The organism is Gordonia sp. i37, assembly GCF_002043085.1.
Taxonomy (GTDB): Bacteria; Actinomycetota; Actinomycetes; order Mycobacteriales; family Mycobacteriaceae; genus Gordonia; species Gordonia polyisoprenivorans.
Map to the genome: position 1 here is coordinate 1 of NZ_MVPX01000489.1, position 18,147 is coordinate 18,147.

At 66.7% G+C, this 18,147-nt stretch carries 19 protein-coding genes and 1 pseudogene; 13 read left to right on the top strand and 7 right to left on the bottom strand.

What is annotated here, in order from left to right; translation table 11 throughout:
* A partial coding sequence (locus B1964_RS23700; protein ID WP_290440734.1) for an alpha/beta-hydrolase N-terminal domain-containing protein occupies nucleotides 1-254 on the bottom strand: 254 nt, incomplete at its 3' end.
* 109 nt (nucleotides 255-363) lie between these two features.
* Here B1964_RS23700 and B1964_RS23705 point away from each other — a divergent pair.
* Nucleotides 364-1,074, top strand: a complete 711-nt coding sequence (locus B1964_RS23705; protein WP_079931517.1) for a CPBP family intramembrane glutamic endopeptidase — start codon at nucleotides 364-366, stop codon at nucleotides 1,072-1,074.
* Between the two features lie 4 nt (nucleotides 1,075-1,078).
* Here B1964_RS23705 and B1964_RS23710 read toward each other — a convergent pair whose 3' ends face one another.
* Nucleotides 1,079-1,756, bottom strand: a complete 678-nt coding sequence (locus B1964_RS23710; RefSeq protein ID WP_249154837.1) for a TetR/AcrR family transcriptional regulator — start codon at nucleotides 1,754-1,756, stop codon at nucleotides 1,079-1,081.
* Nucleotides 1,757-1,872: 116 nt separating this feature from the next.
* Here B1964_RS23710 and B1964_RS23715 point away from each other — a divergent pair, with 116 nt between their 5' ends.
* Both B1964_RS23715 and B1964_RS23720 read left to right on the top strand, forming a co-directional pair.
* Complete coding sequence (locus B1964_RS23715) at nucleotides 1,873-3,096, top strand: oxygenase MpaB family protein (protein ID WP_079931519.1); 1,224 nt, start codon at nucleotides 1,873-1,875, stop codon at nucleotides 3,094-3,096.
* Between the two features lie 27 nt (nucleotides 3,097-3,123).
* Complete coding sequence (locus tag B1964_RS23720; RefSeq protein ID WP_079931520.1) at nucleotides 3,124-4,443, top strand: competence/damage-inducible protein A; 1,320 nt, start codon at nucleotides 3,124-3,126, stop codon at nucleotides 4,441-4,443.
* 118 nt (nucleotides 4,444-4,561) lie between these two features.
* Here B1964_RS23720 and B1964_RS23725 read toward each other — a convergent pair whose 3' ends face one another.
* The 3 genes from B1964_RS23725 to B1964_RS23735 form a co-directional block, all read right to left on the bottom strand.
* Nucleotides 4,562-4,882 (bottom strand): GIY-YIG nuclease family protein, encoded by a 321-nt coding sequence (locus B1964_RS23725; RefSeq protein WP_079931521.1) that lies wholly within the window; start codon nucleotides 4,880-4,882, stop codon nucleotides 4,562-4,564.
* A gap of 221 nt (nucleotides 4,883-5,103) precedes the next feature.
* Entirely contained in the window at nucleotides 5,104-6,147 is a 1,044-nt protein-coding gene (locus tag B1964_RS23730) for a nitronate monooxygenase (RefSeq protein ID WP_079931522.1), read from the bottom strand.
* 2 nt (nucleotides 6,148-6,149) lie between these two features.
* Entirely contained in the window at nucleotides 6,150-7,127 is a 978-nt protein-coding gene (locus B1964_RS23735) for a helix-turn-helix domain-containing protein (protein ID WP_079931523.1), read from the bottom strand.
* A gap of 82 nt (nucleotides 7,128-7,209) precedes the next feature.
* Here B1964_RS23735 and B1964_RS23740 point away from each other — a divergent pair, with 82 nt between their 5' ends.
* The 6 genes from B1964_RS23740 (at nucleotide 7,210) to B1964_RS23765 (ending at nucleotide 13,323) form a co-directional block, all read left to right on the top strand.
* Nucleotides 7,210-7,431, top strand: a complete 222-nt coding sequence (locus B1964_RS23740) for a hypothetical protein (protein WP_079931524.1) — start codon at nucleotides 7,210-7,212, stop codon at nucleotides 7,429-7,431.
* Between the two features lie 31 nt (nucleotides 7,432-7,462).
* Nucleotides 7,463-8,137 carry an FCD domain-containing protein gene (locus B1964_RS23745; RefSeq protein ID WP_079931525.1) on the top strand — a complete coding sequence of 225 codons (675 nt, stop codon included), beginning with the start codon at nucleotides 7,463-7,465 and terminating at the stop codon, nucleotides 8,135-8,137.
* On the top strand, nucleotides 8,134-9,330 hold the full coding sequence (locus B1964_RS23750) for an MFS transporter (protein WP_079931526.1): 1,197 nt from the start codon (nucleotides 8,134-8,136) through the stop codon (nucleotides 9,328-9,330). The genes B1964_RS23745 and B1964_RS23750 overlap by 4 nt, the downstream gene beginning before the upstream one ends.
* A 70-nt stretch (nucleotides 9,331-9,400) precedes the next feature.
* Complete coding sequence (helR, locus tag B1964_RS23755; RefSeq protein WP_290440733.1) at nucleotides 9,401-11,518, top strand: RNA polymerase recycling motor ATPase HelR; 2,118 nt, start codon at nucleotides 9,401-9,403, stop codon at nucleotides 11,516-11,518.
* Between the two features lie 75 nt (nucleotides 11,519-11,593).
* Complete coding sequence (locus B1964_RS23760; protein ID WP_079931527.1) at nucleotides 11,594-12,754, top strand: acyl-CoA dehydrogenase family protein; 1,161 nt, start codon at nucleotides 11,594-11,596, stop codon at nucleotides 12,752-12,754.
* A 92-nt stretch (nucleotides 12,755-12,846) separates the two neighbouring features.
* Nucleotides 12,847-13,323 (top strand): MaoC family dehydratase, encoded by a 477-nt coding sequence (locus B1964_RS23765; protein WP_079931528.1) that lies wholly within the window; start codon nucleotides 12,847-12,849, stop codon nucleotides 13,321-13,323.
* Between the two features lie 26 nt (nucleotides 13,324-13,349).
* Here the strand turns inward: B1964_RS23765 and B1964_RS23770 are convergent, their stop codons facing one another.
* The gene (locus tag B1964_RS23770; RefSeq protein ID WP_079931529.1) at nucleotides 13,350-13,820 is read right to left on the bottom strand and encodes a helix-turn-helix domain-containing protein; all 471 of its coding nucleotides are present in this window, start codon (nucleotides 13,818-13,820) and stop codon (nucleotides 13,350-13,352) included.
* 83 nt (nucleotides 13,821-13,903) lie between these two features.
* On the opposite strand from B1964_RS23770, the gene B1964_RS23775 reads away from it, so the two are divergent.
* From B1964_RS23775 to B1964_RS23790, 4 genes are all read left to right on the top strand, one after another.
* Nucleotides 13,904-15,328 (top strand): DHA2 family efflux MFS transporter permease subunit, encoded by a 1,425-nt coding sequence (locus B1964_RS23775; RefSeq protein ID WP_079931530.1) that lies wholly within the window; start codon nucleotides 13,904-13,906, stop codon nucleotides 15,326-15,328.
* 87 nt (nucleotides 15,329-15,415) lie between these two features.
* Nucleotides 15,416-16,201, top strand: coding sequence for an alpha/beta hydrolase (locus tag B1964_RS23780; RefSeq protein WP_079931531.1), 786 nt, complete (start codon nucleotides 15,416-15,418; stop codon nucleotides 16,199-16,201).
* A 10-nt stretch (nucleotides 16,202-16,211) separates the two neighbouring features.
* Entirely contained in the window at nucleotides 16,212-17,099 is an 888-nt protein-coding gene (locus tag B1964_RS23785; protein WP_079931532.1) for an LLM class flavin-dependent oxidoreductase, read from the top strand.
* Between the two features lie 6 nt (nucleotides 17,100-17,105).
* The gene (locus B1964_RS23790) at nucleotides 17,106-17,936 is read left to right on the top strand and encodes an SDR family oxidoreductase (RefSeq protein ID WP_079931533.1); all 831 of its coding nucleotides are present in this window, start codon (nucleotides 17,106-17,108) and stop codon (nucleotides 17,934-17,936) included.
* Here the strand turns inward: B1964_RS23790 and B1964_RS23795 are convergent.
* A pseudogene (locus tag B1964_RS23795) lies at nucleotides 17,933-18,147 on the bottom strand (hypothetical protein); the annotation flags it as partial. The gene B1964_RS23790 and the pseudogene B1964_RS23795 sit on opposite strands and share 4 nt — an antisense overlap.

Sequence of the window (18,147 nt, forward strand, 5' to 3'; positions counted from 1 at the left end):
ACCCGCCCCAGCCAGGCGAAGAAGGCGCCGAGACAGTAGCCGACGGCGGCCGCGGCGCCGCTGACGATGCCCTGGAACAGCGGCCCGCGCGGTAACAGTGACGGTGTCGCCGAGAACCAGAGGAATGCCGTTGCCACCGCCAGGCCGGAATAGCTGATCCGGCCGAGGTAGGCCACGGCGCGTTCCCGTGCCCGTGACCGGTGCGGCTGGGCGCTCACGTCCTGCGGGGCGTCGACGCCGTCGACGGCGTCCACATCAGATTCCGGCACTGGCCATGCTCCTGTCGTCCGCGCCCCGACGGTCGGGCACAATCGGTCGGAAACATCTTGTCAGACGGCATATCGCGGCAGAAGGGCAGAATGTATGTCTCTCCCGGGGCGCCGGTTCGCGTGGCTGTGTGTCGGCGTCGTGACGGTTCTCGCCTGCGTGCAAGTGCTGATCTTCGTGACCCCGGTTCCCGGTGTGCAGTGGGCGGTGCCGATCGCCGCCACGCTCATCCTCGTTCTCGCCAGGGCTACCGGCTTGTCCTGGGCAGATCTCGGTCTGGCGCGACGATCACTCGGTACGGGTCTGCGCTACGCGGCGGTCATCATCGGTGCGGTTGCCGTGGTCACCGCGGTCGGTGTCGCCGTTCCGTGGACGCGCGACCTGTTCCACAACGACGCCTATCGGGACGTCCACGCGGCGCTGGTGTCTGCACTCGTCCTCATCCCGATCCACACCATCCTCGCCGAGGAGGTGATCTTCCGCGGTGTGCTGCTCGGTGCGCTGCGACGGATCTGCAGTCCCCGGACAGCGCTGATCCTGCAGGCCGGACTGTTCGGACTGTGGCACGTCGGCTCGTCGATGGGGCTCTCGGCACACAATCAGGGGCTCGGTGACATCGTGGGCAGCGGCCCGCTGGCCACGTTCGCCGGTGTCGCGCTCGCCGTCGTCGTGACCGGCGGCGCAGGAATCCTGCTCGGCTGGTTACGGATTCGCAGCGGGAGCCTGCTCGCGCCGATCGCCTTGCACTGGTCGGTGAACGGCCTCGGCGCGATCGCCGCGGCGATCGCGTGGCAGCTGCCGGGGTGAACGGTCAGCTCGGGGCGTCGAGCATCGGCACCAGAAAGCGTCGGGCGATGTCGGCGAGCTGATCGTCGTCGTCGGTGTCGACGAGCGCGCTCGGCGTGGTCAGAAACGACGCCGAGATCCGCGCCATCATCTCGGCAGTCAGGTCGGTGTCGAGGTCGGCGCGCAGGGTTCCCGCGCGCTGCTCCTGGCGCAGCTGCTGGGCGATGAACTGTGCAACGGTGGCCAGCAGCCGCCCGTCGGCGCCGAGCGCACCGGCCAGCAGGGTGGGTTCGGTCTGCTGCAGCCCGCTGATCAGCGGGTTCGTCGACACCGCGCGATAGGAACTGACGAAGGCCAGCACCAGGCGCTCGGCGATGGTGCGCGCCGGGGCGATGTCGGCGAGGAATTGAACGAGGTAACGCCGGAACTCCCGCAGCATCACCTCCTCGACGAGCACGTCCTTGTTGGTGAACTTGCGGTAGATGGTGATGCGTGAGGTGCCCGCGCGCTTGGCCACCTCTTCCAGCGAGGTGCGTTGAATACCGAAACGACAGAATTGTGCATATGCGGCATCAAGCAATTTCTCTCGGGTCGCGTCCGCATTCGCGCTTTCTCCCCCTTCGGCAACGACGTCGTCATATGCCCTCTCCAACAACGACTTCGGTGCCGACGACGCCGAGACCACCATGAACCTCCAACGCATTCGGGGTGAATCTGTTGTGATGCCAATCACTGTATGCTACTCCTGATGTTACAACGTTACTCACGTTGTTACATCGCGTCATCGAGTCGGGTGGCGATAGACGGGAGCACAACATCATGGAACAGCTCAACCGGCGCGCGGTCCTGCGCGCCACAGGCACGATCGGCGCCGCGGGCGCCCTCGCGACACTCACCCAGGCCACGCCCTGGACGTGGGCACCGGCCAACTCGATCCCGGGTGTGGGAACGGGAGCCGATCCGCGAACGATCTTCGACGACGAGGCCGACCAGGTGATCGCTCGGGTCATCGACAGCGGCAAGATCGTCGAGGTCAACAATCTGCTCAATCAATGGCGCACCAACTCCCAGCCACTACCGGCCGGGTTGCCTCCGGAATTGCGGGACTTCATCGAACACGCCCGCCAACTGCCGTCGTGGACCGATCGCGGCAAACTCGCTGCCGCGGTGAGATTCAATCAGCGACGGGGCACCTACCTCGGAGTGCTGTACGGCTTCGCCAGCGGCATGATGAGCACCGTCATCCCCAAGGAGGCGCGCGCGGTCTACTACTCCAAAGGCGGCTGGGACCTCAAGGACCGGATCTCCAAGACGGCCAAGCTCGGCTACGACATCGGGTCGCTCAATGCCTATCAGCCCGGCGGCGAGATGGTCGTGACCTGCGTCAAGACCCGAATGGCCCATGCGGGTGTGCGGCATCTGCTGCCCAAGTCCGCACACTGGGTGCGCTCGGCACCCGAGGAGAAGCCGATCAGCCAGGCCGACATCATGGTCACCTGGCACAGTCTGCCGACGACGGTGATGCGCAACCTCGAGAAGTGGAAGGTGCCCCTGCCTGCAGACGAGTCCGAAGGGTTCCTGCATTCCTGGCAGGTCACCGCGGCGATGCTCGGCGTGCAGGACCAATACATCCCCAACTCGTGGGCCACCGCCGATTCGCAGGCCAAGCAGGTTCTCGATCCGATCCTCGCATGGACGCCGGAGGGCCAGAAACTCGCCGACATGCTCCTCGATCTTGGGATGGATCTCGACCTCACCCTGCTGTCGCGCCCCATCCTCGGTGCGCTGACCCGGTTCATGCTCGGCGACAAGATCGCCGACTGGTTGCACATCCCCCGTGAGCCCGTCTGGACTCCGCTGTTGGAAACCGCTTGGGGCCCTTACGTCGCGGTCCGCGAGGGCCTGCTCAACGCCGGCCTGCCGCGGGAGACCTACTGGCTCTTCGACGAGTTCCTCCGGCAGTTCGTGCTGTTCTACATGGCCGAGTTGCGGATGCCGATCAGCATCCAGATTCCCTACTTCAACAACCCGAACTACAACTGACGCCGCGGCCCACGATCCCGCCGCACTATGCTCGATTGCGTGAATGTGCGTGCGGGAATCGTGGTCACCGGAACCGAGGTCCTCACCGGTCGGATCTCCGACGCGAACGGCCCGTGGGTGGCCCGGCGCCTCCTCGACCTCGGCGTCGACGTCGCCCACATCACCATCTGCGGCGACCGGCCGGACGACCTGACCGCGCAACTACACTTCCTCGCCGCATCCGGGGTGGACCTCATCGTCACCACCGGCGGTCTGGGCCCGACAGCCGACGACCTCACCGTGGAGACGGTCGCCCGGTTCTGCGGACGCCCGCTGCATCTCGACACGGAGATGGAAACCCATATCGCGCAAATCATCTCACGCTGGCAGCAGCAGCGCGGCGAGCCCGCGACGGAGTCGTCGCAGGCCGGCACCCGCAAGCAGGCAATGATTCCCCAAGGCGCGCAACCGATCCCTCCGGTCGGCACCGCACCGGGAGTCGCGATACCCGCGGTCGCCGAGGACGCAAGGCGAGCACCGGCGATCCTCGTCCTGCCGGGTCCGCCGCGTGAGCTGCAGGGCATGTGGGACGCGGCGATCGATACCGAACCGATCGCCGCTGCGATCGCCGGACGCGGCGACTTCCGCGAACAAACCATCCGAGCCTTCGGGCTCTCGGAGTCCGACCTGGCCGCCACCCTGCGCACCATCGAGCCAGGGATCGACGGCGCCGACGAGTTGGAGATCACCACCTGCCTGCGCCGCGGTGAGGTGGAAATCGTGACCCGTTATCCGATCGGCGCCCAACCCGCCTACGACGCCCTGGCCGAAGGGTTGCTCGAACATCATCGGACACAGATCTTTTCGGTCGACGGTTCCACCATCGACGATCTCGTCGCCGCGGCGCTGCAGGGCCGCAGCGTCGCCACGGCCGAGTCGTGCACCGGCGGCATGATCGCGGCGCGCCTCACCGACCGCGCCGGGTCCTCGGACTATGTGATGGGCGGGGTCGTCTCGTACTCCAACGAGGCCAAGGCCGGAATGCTCGACGTCCCAGCCGAATTGATCACCGAACACGGCGCCGTGAGCGAGCCCGTCGCCGCGGCGATGGCGCAGGGCGCGGTCGGTCGCTTCGCTGTCGACATCGCAGTGTCGACCAGCGGGATCGCCGGCCCGGGTGGCGGAACGCCCGACAAACCGGTCGGCACCGTCTGTTTCGGTGTTGCGCTGGCCGGTACGGCACCGCGCGCACGGACGCTGCACCTGCCCGGTGACCGCGCCGCCGTGCGCGAGCGGTCGGTGACCATCGCGATGCATATGCTGTACCGCGCGCTGCGATCCGATGGTCGAGCTGACAGCCTCAGCTGACGGCGGTCTCGAGGCTCGTCGCTATCGCTCCTCACACCTCGACCATCGGGCAAAAGACCCCCAATTCCGATGGTCGAGGTGCGTAGGAGCGCCAGCGACGAAGCCTCGAGACCCCTTGCTACGGTGCTGGTTCCGCCCCACGAGCGTCCTTTGCCCGCGCACCGGGACGACGCGCCAGATCCCGGAGTAGGTCGAAATCGCCATCGATCAACGCTCGCCGCTTGCCGCGTGACCACCCCTGTATCCGCTTCTCGAGCCGGTACGCCTCTTCAACAGTCGAAAACTCTCGACTGAACACCACCCGCACAGGACGACGGCGACTGGTGTACGCAGCACCCTTCCCCTCATTGTGTTCGTTCACTCGTCGGTCGAGATCCACCGTGCTGCCAACGTAATAGCTGCCATCGGAGCATTCGAGAATGTAGACGTAGCCGGACATGGGGTCAGTATCGCGTGCGATCGAGCGGTGGCCGGAAATCTATCCACAGGTAGGGAAACAGCCTTGGCTGACGGCGGTCTCGAGGCTCGTCGCTATCGCTCCTCACACCTCGACCATCGGGCAAATAGACCCCGTCGCCGGCGACCCGCCCGGCCGTCGGCTTCCCACACCGGTGGTCGAGGTGCGTAGGAGCGCCAGCGACGAAGCCTCGAGACCCCGTGCTACGGTGCTGGTTCCGGGCCGCGCTGGGCGTCGGACCACAACTCCGCGATGATGTCGGACGCCGACCCGCCGCAGATGGAGGCGAATGAGGTTCCGGCCCAGAGGTTTACGTCGCGGCGCTCACCCGCGGCGACCGCGGCCTTGCGAAGCGGGCTCGTCAGATGATGGACGGCGGGGTACTCGGCCGGGGCGAGGTCGTCGTAGGTATCGACGAAGACGTTGCGTATGGCCCGCGCCGGACGGCCCGAAAATGCCCGCGTGACAACGGTCTCCGCCGACGCTGGGCTCCGCAAAGCCGCGCGGAGCACCCCGTTGGTCCCCGCCTCGTCGGAGTCCAGGAGCGCGGTACCGATCTGCACGGCCACCGCCCCGGATGCGAGCACCGCTCGGACAGCTTCGCCGTCGCCCACCCCGCCGGCGGCGATGACCGGAATATCGGCCCTGGACACCACTTCTCGCACCAGATCCACGGTCGAGGTGTCGTTCGGCACCGCGTCGAGATCCAGGGTGCCTCGGTGTCCGCCCGCCTCGGTTCCCTGCACACACAGCACATCGACGCCGACGGCCACCGTCCGATCGGAATCGGCAACGCTCGCCACGGTCGCTATCACCGTGATTCCGGCATCGTGCAGCCGTTGAACGATTTCGACCGACGGAATACCAAAGGTGAACGACACCAACCCAACCCGTCTCTCGATGACGAGGTCGATCTTCGCGCCGAAATGGTCATCGTCGGAGTCGACGACGTTCGGCAGGGGAACACCGTAGCGCTCGGCCACCGGAGCCAGCGCATCCCGGTAGCGTTGCACGGCGCCACGATCACGGATCGGCGGGCCCGGCGTGAAGATGTTGACTCCGAACGGTATTCCCGCCTCGGAGACCGCGGTGATCTCCGATTCCAGGAGTTCGGGGGACTTGTATCCCGCTGCCAGGAAGCCAATCCCGCCGGCGCGCGCGGCCGCGATCACCAGGCCCGGCGTCGACGGACCACCCGCCATCGGGGCCGCGATGATCGGCACCTCGAGATCCCGAAGATCGAACATCCTCACTCCTGTCCCACCGCATGGTCGGTGATACCGCCGGCGAATCGTCTGCGGTAAACGACCGGCGCCACCCCCACAGTCGTCGTGAAGTGGTGGCGTAGCAACGTCGCCGATGCGAATCCCGACAACCGGGCCACCTCCTCCACCGACAAATCGGTCGATTCCAGCAGGTTCTTGGCGTGCAGGACACGCTGTTCGGTGAGCCACCGACGTGGCGGAATGCCGACCTCGTCGACGAATCGGCGCGCGAAAGTCCGTCCCGACATGTGCATTCGATCAGCGAGGGCATCGACGGAGATGTCACTGTCGAGGTGCGTGACCATCCAGTCCAACAGCTCGCCGAAGCCCTCGTCGGCGCACGTGGGCATGGGCGCATCGATGAACTGCCGTTGCCCGCCGTCGCGGTGCGGAGGCACCACCATGCGGCGGGCGATGCGATTGGCGATGGTCGGACCCCACTCTTCGCGGACGAGGTGCAGCGCGGCGTCGATACCCGCTGCGGTGCCCGCACTGGTGGTGATCGGGCCGTCGTCGACGAAGAGGACGTCGGTATCGACCTCGGCTTCGGGGAACATCCGCGCGAGCTTGTCGCCGTAACGCCAATGCGTGGTGCAGCGTCGCCCGTCGAGAAGTCCGGCAGCGCCGGCGGCGAATGCTCCGGAGCAGACCGTCAGCACCCGGCCACCGCGGTCGACTACCGTACGCAAGGTGTCGAGGATCTCCTGCGGATACTCGCCGGACGTACTGCCCCCGGGAATCGCGACGAGGTCGACGTCGAGGCAATCGTCGAGCGTGTACGGCGCGGCAATGGTCACGCCTCCGTCAACCTGCAGCGCCGCGTGCGGAGTCGGTGAGGCGACGCGAAAGTCGAAGGCGGGGACACCGTCGTCGGTGCGATCGAGTCCGAACACCTCGTGCAGCACCCCGAATTCGAAGAGAGCGACGCGCCCGTAGAGCAGAACGGCAACAGAATTCAACACCCCACCAGTCTGGCAGATAATTTGCGAAGCATGTCACTTCGGCCACTGGTGGCAGGTAATTTATGGGCGCATTGTTTCTGTCATGACCACACTCATCGTTCTCCTCGCCGTACTCGTCGCCGCCCCGACCGTCGTCATCATCTACCGTGTGCACCGCAAAGTCGATGACGCACAACCCATTCCGCTGGGACATCTCGCAGGTCTCGCGGTCGGCGACGATCGTCCGTGGAAACGCGGACCGGACTCCGACCGCATCGCCGCGGAACTTCGCGTACTCCATCTGCAACGGAGGGACTCGGCCTAGACATCCAAACATGGGATGTTAGGCTCTTTGCGTGCCGCCGCTGATCACCCCACCGCCCCGTACCAGTTCGCTCGTCGTCGATCGCATGCACGAGTTGATCCGGGACGGGGCGTGGGCCGTCGGAGCCCGAATCCCCGCGGAGCCCGAACTCGTCGAACAATTCGGCGTGGGCCGCAACACGATTCGTGAGGCCGTGCGCGCGCTCGAACACTCCGGGCTGCTGATGCCGCGCCGCGGTGACGGCACCTACGTGCGCAGCCGTAACGTTCTCGCCGCAGCGTTGGAACGCTGTGCTCCCGACCCCGAGATCACCGATCTGCTGAGCACCCGGCGGGCACTCGAGGCCGAGGCCGCCGACCTCGCTGCCCTGCGCGCCTCGGCCGCCGACGTCACCCGGCTGCAGAACAAGCTCGACGCCGCGCTCGCCGCCATCGCCGCCGGAGACCTGCGCCGCTATGCCCGGCTCGACATCGAGTTCCACGCCACCATCGTCGAGATCTCGGGCAACCGGCTGCTGATCGAACTCTATGAAGGTGTCGGCGAGGTGATGCGCCGCACGCATGAGGCGATTGCCGCGGCAGCGGTCGACGACGGACATCCCGACGGTCACCGCGAGGTTGTCGCGGCGATCGCCGCCGCCGACCCGGCGGCGGCACGCGCGGCTGTGCACGTCTACCTCGACCTCGCCCACGAGATCGTCCGATGAGCGTGACCAACACCGCGCCCGCGACGTCGGAATCGCGTGGACGCCGACCACTCGGCACGGTGATCACCGCGGTCGGCGTGATGCTGGTGGCGGCGAATCTGCGGCCCGTCGTCGTGTCGGTGGCACCGCTGATCGACGAGATCACCCGCGACGAAGGCTTTTCCAGCGCCACCGCCGGCCTGCTGACCACCCTTCCGGTTCTGTTCTTCGGGCTCAGCGCGCCCGTGGCGCCACGGTTGGCGGCCCGGTTCGGGATCGAACGCACCATCTTCGGAGCTCTGCTCCTGCTGACCGTGGGCACCCTCATGCGCCTGATCCCCGGTGCGCCGATGCTGTTCATCGGGTCGGCGGTGGTCGGTGCCGCGATCGGTATCTGCAACGTGGTGTTGCCTGCGCTGATCAAGCGCGATTTCGCCCATCGGTCGGGATTGATGACCGGGTTGTACTCGATGACGCTGTCCGGCGGTGCCGCCGTTGCCGCCGGAATCACCGTGCCCCTCGACAATGCGTTGGGCAACAACTGGCGGCTCACGATCACCTCGTGGGCGATTCTCGCCGTGATCACCGTCGTCATCTGGGCACCGCAGATCGTCCAGCACCGTCCGGAAACGGTCGCCGGCACCGGATCGTTGCGCCGCAACACGATTGCGTGGGCGATCACCGTGTTCATGGGCGCACAGTCACTGGTGTTCTACACCTTCACCGCCTGGCTGCCCGCATTTCTCATCAGCCAGGGACATTCGCGGGCGTCAGCCGGTACCATCCTGGCCATCGGTCAGGTCGTCGCGCTGCTGGCGTCGTTACTCATCCCGATCATCGCCGGGCGCTACCGGGACCAACGTCTGATCACGCTCGTCGTGATCGTCCTGTGCGGGATCGGATTGGCCGGACTCCTGCTCAGCGACCACGCCACACTGCTGTGGACGATGCTGGTGATGTTCGGCCCCGGATCGTCGATCAGCCTCGCGCTGCTGTTCATGGTGCTGCGCAGTTCCTCGGCCGAGCAGACCGGCCAGGTGTCGGGAATGGCGCAATCGGTCGGCTACATCCTGGCCGCGTTCGGGCCCATCGCCGTGGGAGCACTGCATGATTCGACCGGATCGTGGACGATCGCGCTGTCGGTGCTGGCGGTCCCGCTACTCGCGCAGGCTGCCTCGACCCTGATCGCCGGGCGTGATGTGAAGATGGACTGACCTCTCCCCTTCCCCTTTCACTGTAACCCGCCGGTGGGGGCTTGCCGCAAGGCCCCACCTCGGGTTCACAATGGCGCCCATGGTTTTTCGCGCCTCGTGCGATCCTGCCGTCATCGGTGACGACGACCGGCATTTCGCCGTCATCCCTGACCACCTCACCCACACCATCGCCGACCTCAACGAACGCCTCGGCGCGCTACGTCTCGCCGACGGCGGTGGCGGCCGTCGCGCACTCGACCGTGACCTGGAGATCCACGAGACGAATCGCCGGCTCCGCGTGTTGCGCCGCTACAGCCTGGATCTGTGCCTCGGACGTATCGTGCGCGCCGACGGCACCATCAGCTACATCGGCCGCATCGGCATGACCGATCGTGGCGGCGAACAACTACTCGTCGACTGGCGCACCCCGGCGGCCGCACCGTTCTTCGCCGCCACCCACGCCGATCCCCAGGGGTTGTCGAGTCGGCGGCGGTACCGGTGGAGTCAGGGACAGGTCGTCGACTTCTGGGACGAATCATTCGACGGTGAGGTCGCACATCTCGCACTCGACGACGATTCGGCGTTCCTCGCCGGCCTCGGCGCCTCCCGCGAGCCGCGGATGCGAGATGTGTTGGGCACCATCGCCGCCGACCAGGACGCCATCATCCGGGCCGACAGTCACGGTGCTCTCGTCGTCGACGGCGGCCCCGGCACCGGCAAGACCGTGGTCGCGCTGCATCGTGCGGCGTATCTGCTCTACGCCGACCCGCGGCTGGCGGGAAATCGCGGTGAACTACTGGTCGTGGGTCCTCACGAGGAGTACCTCGGTTACATCTCCGACGTCCTGCCCAGCCTCGGCGAGGACGGCGTCCGCACCTGCACCTTGCATGACCTCGTGCCCGAAGGTGGCGGTGCGACAACCGAATCCGATTCCGTCGTCGCACTCAAGGACGGCCTCGACCCGATCGCCATGATCGAGCGGGCCGTCGCCTTCTACGAACAACCGCCCACCAACACTGTGGAAGTCGAGACCCCCTGGGGTGAAACGGAACTCACGGCCCCCGAGTGGGCCGAGGCCTTCAGCACTCCCGAGCCCGGCACCAGCCATCACGAGGCACGCGAACAGGTGTGGGACGCACTCACCGACATCATCGCCGACGCTCTCGATACTCGTGATCTGCCCCGGCTCCGTCGAGCGTTGGCCGGCAACGACGACCTCGTCTCCGCGTTCACCACGGCATGGCCGATTCTCGACGCTCCCACCCTGGTCGGCGATTTGTGGTCGGTGCCGGCGTACTTGCGTCTGGCCGCACCGGAGCTGAACACCACTGCACTCCGAACATTGCAGCGGGACAACCCGACCGCGTGGACCACCTCGGATATCCCGTTCCTCGATGCGGCGCGGCGTCGGCTCGGAGATCCCGGCTTCTCCCGACGCCGGCGCCGGCGTGAGGCGGTGTTGGCAGCCGGTCGAGACGCGATGGATCGCGTTGTCGACGACCTCCTTGCAGCACACACCTTCGACGACGGCGAGGGTCTCGCGCCGATGCTGCGCGGCGAGGATCTGCGGAGCTCACTGGTCGACGACTCCACTGCGCCTGTCGCCGAGCGCGATCCATTGGCCGGGCCGTTCGCCCACATCATCGTCGACGAGGCGCAGGAGCTGACCGACGCTCAGTGGTCGATGCTGGTGGCGCGCTGCCCGTCTCGCAGCGTCACCGTGGTCGGCGACCGCGCCCAGTCGCGACGCGGATTCACCGAAAGCTGGCCGGAGCGATTGCGCCGGGTCGGATTCGGCGAGGTCCGTGTCGCCGGTCTGTCGATCAACTACCGCACGCCCGAGGAGATCATGGCGCAGGCCGCGCCGGTGATCACGACCGCGATACCCGACGCGAATGTCCCGACCTCCATCCGGAGCAGCGCCATGGAGGTCGGCCACGGCACCGTCGCCGACCTCGCTGCGATCCTCGACGAGTGGGAGCGGACTCATCCCGAGGGGGTCGCCTGCGTCATCGGCGATCCGAGCAGCCTGCCGGCACCGATCCACCGCCCGCGCGTGCGGACGCTCGCGCCCGAGCGCGTCAAGGGTCTCGAGTTCGACCTGGTGGTTCTCGTCGCGCCGGATCGCTTCGGTGCCGGCATCACCGGCGCCGTCGACCGTTACGTCGCGATGACCCGCGCCACCCAACAGCTGGTGATCCTCTCCTGAGCGGACCGACGCCAGGCTTGCGCATCTCTCAATTTTCCATAGACTATTTTTTACAGAGTTGAGAGGAACACTGCCATGGCCATTAAGCTGTCCGTCGAAGAAGACGCCATCGTCAAGACCGTTCGCGACTTCGTGGACAAGCAGGTGCGTCCGGTGGTGCGTGAACTCGAGCACGCCAACACCTACCCCGAAGAGCTCATCGAAACGATGAAGGAGCTCGGGATCTACGGTCTCGCCATCCCCGAGCCCTACGGCTTCGCGCAGGTGTCGATGCCCTGTTATGCGCAGGTCACCGAGGAGTTGGCCCGCGGCTGGATGAGTCTGGCCGGGGCGATGGGCGGGCACACCGTCGTCGCCAAGCTGCTGCTCACGTTCGGCACCGAGGAGCAGAAGCAGAAATATCTGCCACGCATGGCCAGCGGCGAGCTGCGCGCGACGATGGCGCTCACCGAACCTGGCGGGGGTTCGGACCTGCAGAACATGCGGACCGTTGCGGCCAAAGAGGGTGACGAGTACGTCATCAACGGGTCCAAGACCTGGATCAGCAACGCCCGCAAGTCCGGTCTCGTCGCATTGATGTGCAAGACCGATCCGGCCGCGCAGCCCGCACACACCGGCGTCTCGATCCTGCTGGTCGAGAAGGTGCCGGGATTCACCGTCTCCAAGGATCTGCCCAAACTCGGATACAAGGGTGTGGAGAGTTGCGAGCTCAACTTCGATGGCGCCCGCGTGCCCGCCGATTCCGTGCTCGGTGGCGTGGAGGGCAAGGGCTTCGCCCAGATGATGAAAGGTCTCGAGACCGGCCGTATTCAGGTGGCCGCCCGTGCGACCGGCGTGGCGCGCGCCGCCTTCGACGACGCCCTGCAGTACGCACAGGACCGCGAGAGCTTCGGCCAGCCGATCTGGAAGCATCAGGCCGTCGGCAACATGCTCGCCACGATGGGTACCAAACTCGCCGCCGCCCGCAGCCTGCTGCTCGACGCCGCAGAACGCGTCGACACCGGCAAACGCGCCGACATGGAGGCCGGTATGGCCAAACTGTTCTGCTCGGAAACGGCCATGGAAATCGCCCTCGACGCGGTGCGCATCCACGGCGGATACGGCTACTCCACCGAGTACGACGTCGAACGGTATTTCCGCGACGCGCCGCTGATGATCGTCGGCGAGGGTACCAACGAGATCCAGCAGAACGTCATCGCCAAGCAACTCGTCAAGCGGGGTGGGTTGGACCTCTGAGCGTCGGGTTCGCGTGTCACACTCGACACCGACGAGCACACGCCAACCCGAGATCGCGCGAAATGGGTCCGAGAATGCAAGGAGCACAGTAAATGTCGCCACTCTATTTCGAGGATCTCGCCGCGGGCCAGCGGTACCCGGGAACAACCACCGCCCGGATCACCGCCGACGACATCCGCGCCTTTGCCGAGAAGTACGATCCGCAGCCGTTTCATCTGGGCGATGAAGGCGCGGCAGGCTCGGTGTTCGGATCGCTGGCGGCCAGCGGATGGCATACCGCAGCGATCACCATGCAGTTGCTCGTGGCGAGCGAGTTCCGGCCGGCCGGCGGGATCGTCGGCGCAGGTTTCGACGAGCTGAGCTGGCCGCGACCGGTACGCCCGGATGACGAACTGCGTGTCGAGAGCGATGTGCTCGAGGTCAGGCCGTCGCGGTCGAACCCGAGAGTCGGAATCGTCAAGCTCCGCACGGTGACCTTCAACCAGGATGACAAACCCGTACAGACGTCCGTGGGCAACATCGTGGTCCCGACCCGCAGCGGATCACCGGCGGCCGACGCTCCCGCCTGACTGCGGCCGGCTGGACGTCGGATTGCTCACGCCGGCAGCGGGGCATTCGCGCCGGCGCCCGGCCCCCGGCGCACTGTCACCGACCCCCGATCAACGTGCTCACCACACTCGGAGCACACCGGCTCGAGCGTCGTCGTGTGACCGCAGCCGGTGTGCACGAGCTCGACCGGAGCGCCGTCGGGTGCCGACCACTTGTCGCCCCATTGACGCAGGGCGTTGATCACCGTCCACAGGTCGCGGCCTTTGTCGGTCAGCCGGTAGTCGTAGCGAACCGGATTGTCCTGGTAGGGATCCCGGACCAGGATTCCGTGCTCGACGAGCGTGTCGAGTCGCTGGGTGAGCACGTTGCGAGCGATACCCAGACGGGTCGAGAAGTCGTCGAAGCGCGTCACCCCGAACAGTGCGTCGCGGATGATGAGTAGCGTCCACCACTCGCCGACGACCTCGAGGGTCTGCGCGACCGAACAATTCATTCCGGAGAAGCTGGCGCGGCGCATGCGTCGAGTCTAGTGGGTTGCGTCAGACAACTCAATCTGCTTTCCTCAGTTTCGTCACGAAACTCACGACTGAGGAGACCCCGATGACCGACGTGGCTCATGCCCAGGAATCCGGCGTCGCGTCGGCTCCTCGGCGTCCCGCATTGATTCTGGCGTTGCTGTCGCTCGCGGCCTTCATGGCGAGCCTGGATGTGTTCATCGTCAACGTGGCGTTCGAGGACATCGGACGCGACTTCCACGGCGTCTCACTGTCGGAACTGTCGTGGGTGCTCAACGCGTACACCATTCTCTACGCCGCGCTGCTCGTACCCGCCGGCCGGATCGCCGACCGCTACGGACGCAAGGCCGGCTTCTTGATCGGCGTCACGATCTTCACGCTCGCCAGCGCGGCATGTGCTGCCGCTGAAGGTATTTGGTGGTTGGTCGCTTTTCGCGCCGTCCAGGCGGTCGGGGCCGCGATCCTGACCCCGGCAAGCCTCGGGCTCGTCGTCGCCGCCATGCCGACGGAGATCCGCGCGCGATCGGTGCGGATCTGGGCCGCGACCGGTGCAGTGGCCGCAGCGCTCGGACCGGCCGTCGGCGGTGTGCTGGTGGAGGCATCCTGGCGGTGGGTGTTCCTCGTCAACCTGCCCGTGGGCGTGCTCGCGCTCGTCGGGGGCGCGGTGTTGCTCCCGCGATCGCGCAACGAGGCCGCCGAGCACCTGCCGGATCTTCTCGGCGCCGGTTTGCTCGCGATCACCATCGGCGCGTTGGCCCTCGGCCTCGTCGAGGGGCCGACCTGGGGCTGGACCGACGACCGGATTCTGCTGGCGTGGGCCGTCACCGTCGTCGGACTGATCGGTTTCCTGATCAGTTCGGCACGACACCGAGAACCGGTGATCGATCCGAATCTGTTGCGCGTGCGCGCATTCTCCTTCGCCAACATCACCGCCGTGCTCTTCTCCATCCCGTTCGCCGGTGCCCTGCTCGCGAACATCCTGTGGATGCAGCAGGTATGGGGGTACTCGGCAATCAAGACCGGATTCGCGGTCTCTCCCGGACCACTGATGGTCCCGATCTTCGCCGCCGTCGGGCACCGGCTCACCGCCCGGATTCCGGTCGGCATGGTCATCGCCGCCGGATGCGCACTGTTCGGCCTCGGCGGTCTGCTGATCTCGCTGTCGATCTCGTCCACACCCGCCTACGCGACTGCACTACTGCCGGGCTGGCTGATCGGCGGAGTCGGTGTGGGCCTGGCGCTGCCGGCCATCCTGTCCTCGGCAACCGCAGATCTGCCTGCCACACAGTCCGCGACGGGCAGCGCCGTGGTCAACATGAGTCGCCAGATCGGAATGGCCTTGGGCGTGAGCGTCCTGGTCGCCATCATCGGCAGCCCCGTCGGCTACGACGCCGTACATGCGGTCTTCCAGCACGCATGGTGGACACTTGCCGTGGTCGCGGCTGCGGGTGCGATCACGGCACTCGGAATGACGCCTCGCCAGGGGGGCTCCGCGAACAACGCTGTCTGACTTTGCAGACGCTCGCGGTACACCACCGGCGTTCGTAAGTTCAGACGGCGTTCAGAACAACGCGCCGACGCTACTAGGCTCACCCACGTGTCCGCCGCCGAATATCACGAGATCGCCCGCACCCGAGACCGGGTGCGGCTGGCGGTGCAGGTGCGCGGGTCCGGGCCGACGCTGCTGCTCCTGCCCGGGCAGGCCAACAATCATCACTGGTGGGATCGCACCCGCGGCGATTTCGACTCCCACCACACCACCGTCACCTTCGACTATCGCGGGACCGGTGCGAGTGGTTCCGGTGGCGAGCGCTACAGCACGCTATTGTTCGCCGAAGATGCTCTGGCGGTGATGGATTCGCTCGCCATCGACAAGTTCGCGGTGTACGGCACGTCGATGGGCGGTCGTGCCGCGCAGTTCCTGGCGGCATCGGCACCACGTCGAGTGCGGCGGCTCGTCCTCGGATGCACCACGCCCGGCGGGATTCATGCCGTCGAACGAGACGAGTCGGTGCGTCGCGCACTGGCCGGTCCGGACGCAACCGCGGCGCTGTTGGACTACATGTATTCGCCGCAGTGGCGTGCCGCCAACCCCGGCCCATATCACGTACTCGGCGATCCGGACATGTCCGACGCCGACCGGCGGGCGCACCTGCTGGCGAGCAATCGACACGATGCGTGGGCGGTCCTGCCCGACATCACGAGTCCCAGCCTGATCCTGCACGGCACCGATGACCTGATGGCGCCGGTGGCCAACGACGAGATACTCGCCGAGCGCATCCCCGACGCCCGCGCACACATCCTCGACGGCGCCCGACACGCCTACTTCGACGAATACCGTTCGCAGACAGTGCCTCTCGTTCTGGACTTCGTGACCGGCTAGGCTGGGTGCCATGCGTTTCGGCATCTGCATCCTGCCCGATCTGACCTGGCGAGAGTCGCGGCCACTGTGGCAACGCGCGGAGGAGATGGGCTTCGATCACGCCTGGACCTACGACCACCTGGTCTGGGGCGGCCTGCCCGACTCCCGCTGGTTCTCCTGCATCCCGACGCTGACCGCCGCCGCGACCGTCACCCGACACATCGACCTCGGTGCGTTCGTCGTCTCCCCCAACTTCCGCCATCCGGTCGCGTTCAGTCGCGAGGTCGCCACCCTGGTCGACATCTCCGACGGCCGCTTCCTGCTCGGCCTCGGTGCCGGCGGGACCCCCGACGACACCGTCCTCGGCGGCGACCGCCTCCCACCCAAGCAACGCGTCGACCGCCTGCAGGAGTTCACCCTGCTGCTCGACCGCACCCTTCGTGACGATCACGTCGATGCCGACGGCCAGTACTACCGCGCCCGTGACATGCGGCTGGTCGGCGAACCGGTACGGCCGCGCGTGCCATTTCTGTTGGCGGGCAACGGTCCCCGATCAGTGCGCTTCGCCGCACGGCACGGCGACGGCTGGATCACCACCGGCACGCCGTCGGAGACCGTCGACGACTGGTTCGACGGGATCCGCGCGAGCTGCGATGTGCTCACCGAAACACTCGACAAGGACGGGATCACCAAGGACTTCCCCCGCTACCTGAGTCTCGATACCTCGCCGCGCAACGCCCTGGAGAGCGTGGACCTCTTCGACGAAATGGTCGGATGCGCATCGTCTTTGGGATTCACCGACGTCATCGTGCACTGGCCGAGATCCTCGGAGCCCTACCTGGCTCCCGACCACGTCCTCGACGAGGTTGCCGCCCGACTGCAACCCGGGCGTGCCGGCGCCGTCGATGTGACAGACTGATCGGTCATGAGCAAGGGCACACCGATAGCGGGCAAGGTCATCGCCATCACCGGCGGCGCAGCGGGCATCGGACGCGAGATCGCCCGGCACCTCGCCGACGCCGGGGCACGGGTGGCCATCGGCGATCGCGACCTTGACGGTGCGCGTGTCACGGCGAGTGAGATCCCGGGCGAGGCACATGCTTTCGCGCTCGATGTCACCAGCACCGAGTCCTTCGAGGCCTTTCTCAATGCGGTCGAGTCGTCCGTCGGACCGATCGACGTCCTGGTGAACAACGCCGGGGTCATGTGGGTCGGCCCCTTCGACGCCGAGACCGACGCGGCGGCCGACGCGATGCTGGCGGTCAACTTGCACGGCGTGATCCGCGGGGTGCGGCTCACCGCGCCGCGGATGCGCCACCGCGGACACGGCCACATCGTCACGATCGCTTCTGCCGCTTCCAAACTCGCCCCTCCTGGCGAGGCGACGTATGCCGCGAGCAAGCACGGCGTGCTCGGCTACCTGACCGCAGTCCGTGAGGAACTCCGCGGCTCCGGGGTTCTCCTGACCGCGGTCATGCCGACCGTAGTCGACACCCAGCTCGCCGCGGGGACCGCGACCGGTTCGGCAGCCATGCTGCAGCCGGCCGACGTCGCCGCCGCCGTCGTCGCGGCGATCGAGAAGCCGCGCTTCGAGGTGACCCTGCCATCCTTCGTGGGTCCCGCGGTGCGGGCGGCAGGGCTGCTCCCGCAGGCGATCCGAGATCTGTTGATGCGCCGGATGGTGCCCAACCAGGTTGATGCGGTGCGCAATTCGACGACGCGGGCCGAGTACGAGTCCAGGGCGCTGGGCGACTAGGGTACCCCGATACCGGTGGCGATCCGAAGTTGTTCGGGGTCACGCCCATTGGCGGCATTCATGTCGCATCGCACCGTTCCGTAGCCCTCCGGCAGGCCGTGCCCGTAGCCGTCCCCGTTGGTGTACTGATGGGCGATCATCTGTCTGCGCAGATCGTCGGTGCCGGCCGGGAACCTCGGAAGGGCCCCGTAGGACGGGATGACGAAGCCGA

Excerpts from the sequence above, each read along its gene's own strand:
- B1964_RS23730 (WP_079931522.1), bottom strand. The coding sequence starts at position 6,147 with ATGTTCGATCTTCGGGATCTCGAGGTGCCGATCATCGCGGCCCCGATG.
- B1964_RS23715 (WP_079931519.1), top strand. The coding sequence starts at position 1,873 with ATGGAACAGCTCAACCGGCGCGCGGTCCTGCGCGCCACAGGCACGATC.
- B1964_RS23740 (WP_079931524.1), top strand. The coding sequence starts at position 7,210 with ATGACCACACTCATCGTTCTCCTCGCCGTACTCGTCGCCGCCCCGACC.
- B1964_RS23785 (WP_079931532.1), top strand. The coding sequence starts at position 16,212 with ATGCGTTTCGGCATCTGCATCCTGCCCGATCTGACCTGGCGAGAGTCG.
- B1964_RS23750 (WP_079931526.1), top strand. The coding sequence starts at position 8,134 with ATGAGCGTGACCAACACCGCGCCCGCGACGTCGGAATCGCGTGGACGC.
- B1964_RS23710 (WP_249154837.1), bottom strand. The coding sequence starts at position 1,756 with ATGCGTTGGAGGTTCATGGTGGTCTCGGCGTCGTCGGCACCGAAGTCG.
- B1964_RS23760 (WP_079931527.1), top strand. The coding sequence starts at position 11,594 with ATGGCCATTAAGCTGTCCGTCGAAGAAGACGCCATCGTCAAGACCGTT.
- B1964_RS23765 (WP_079931528.1), top strand. The coding sequence starts at position 12,847 with ATGTCGCCACTCTATTTCGAGGATCTCGCCGCGGGCCAGCGGTACCCG.
- B1964_RS23770 (WP_079931529.1), bottom strand. The coding sequence starts at position 13,820 with ATGCGCCGCGCCAGCTTCTCCGGAATGAATTGTTCGGTCGCGCAGACC.
- B1964_RS23720 (WP_079931520.1), top strand. The coding sequence starts at position 3,124 with ATGCTCGATTGCGTGAATGTGCGTGCGGGAATCGTGGTCACCGGAACC.
- B1964_RS23790 (WP_079931533.1), top strand. The coding sequence starts at position 17,106 with ATGAGCAAGGGCACACCGATAGCGGGCAAGGTCATCGCCATCACCGGC.
- B1964_RS23775 (WP_079931530.1), top strand. The coding sequence starts at position 13,904 with ATGACCGACGTGGCTCATGCCCAGGAATCCGGCGTCGCGTCGGCTCCT.
- B1964_RS23725 (WP_079931521.1), bottom strand. The coding sequence starts at position 4,882 with ATGTCCGGCTACGTCTACATTCTCGAATGCTCCGATGGCAGCTATTAC.
- B1964_RS23705 (WP_079931517.1), top strand. The coding sequence starts at position 364 with ATGTCTCTCCCGGGGCGCCGGTTCGCGTGGCTGTGTGTCGGCGTCGTG.
- helR (WP_290440733.1), top strand. The coding sequence starts at position 9,401 with ATGGCGCCCATGGTTTTTCGCGCCTCGTGCGATCCTGCCGTCATCGGT.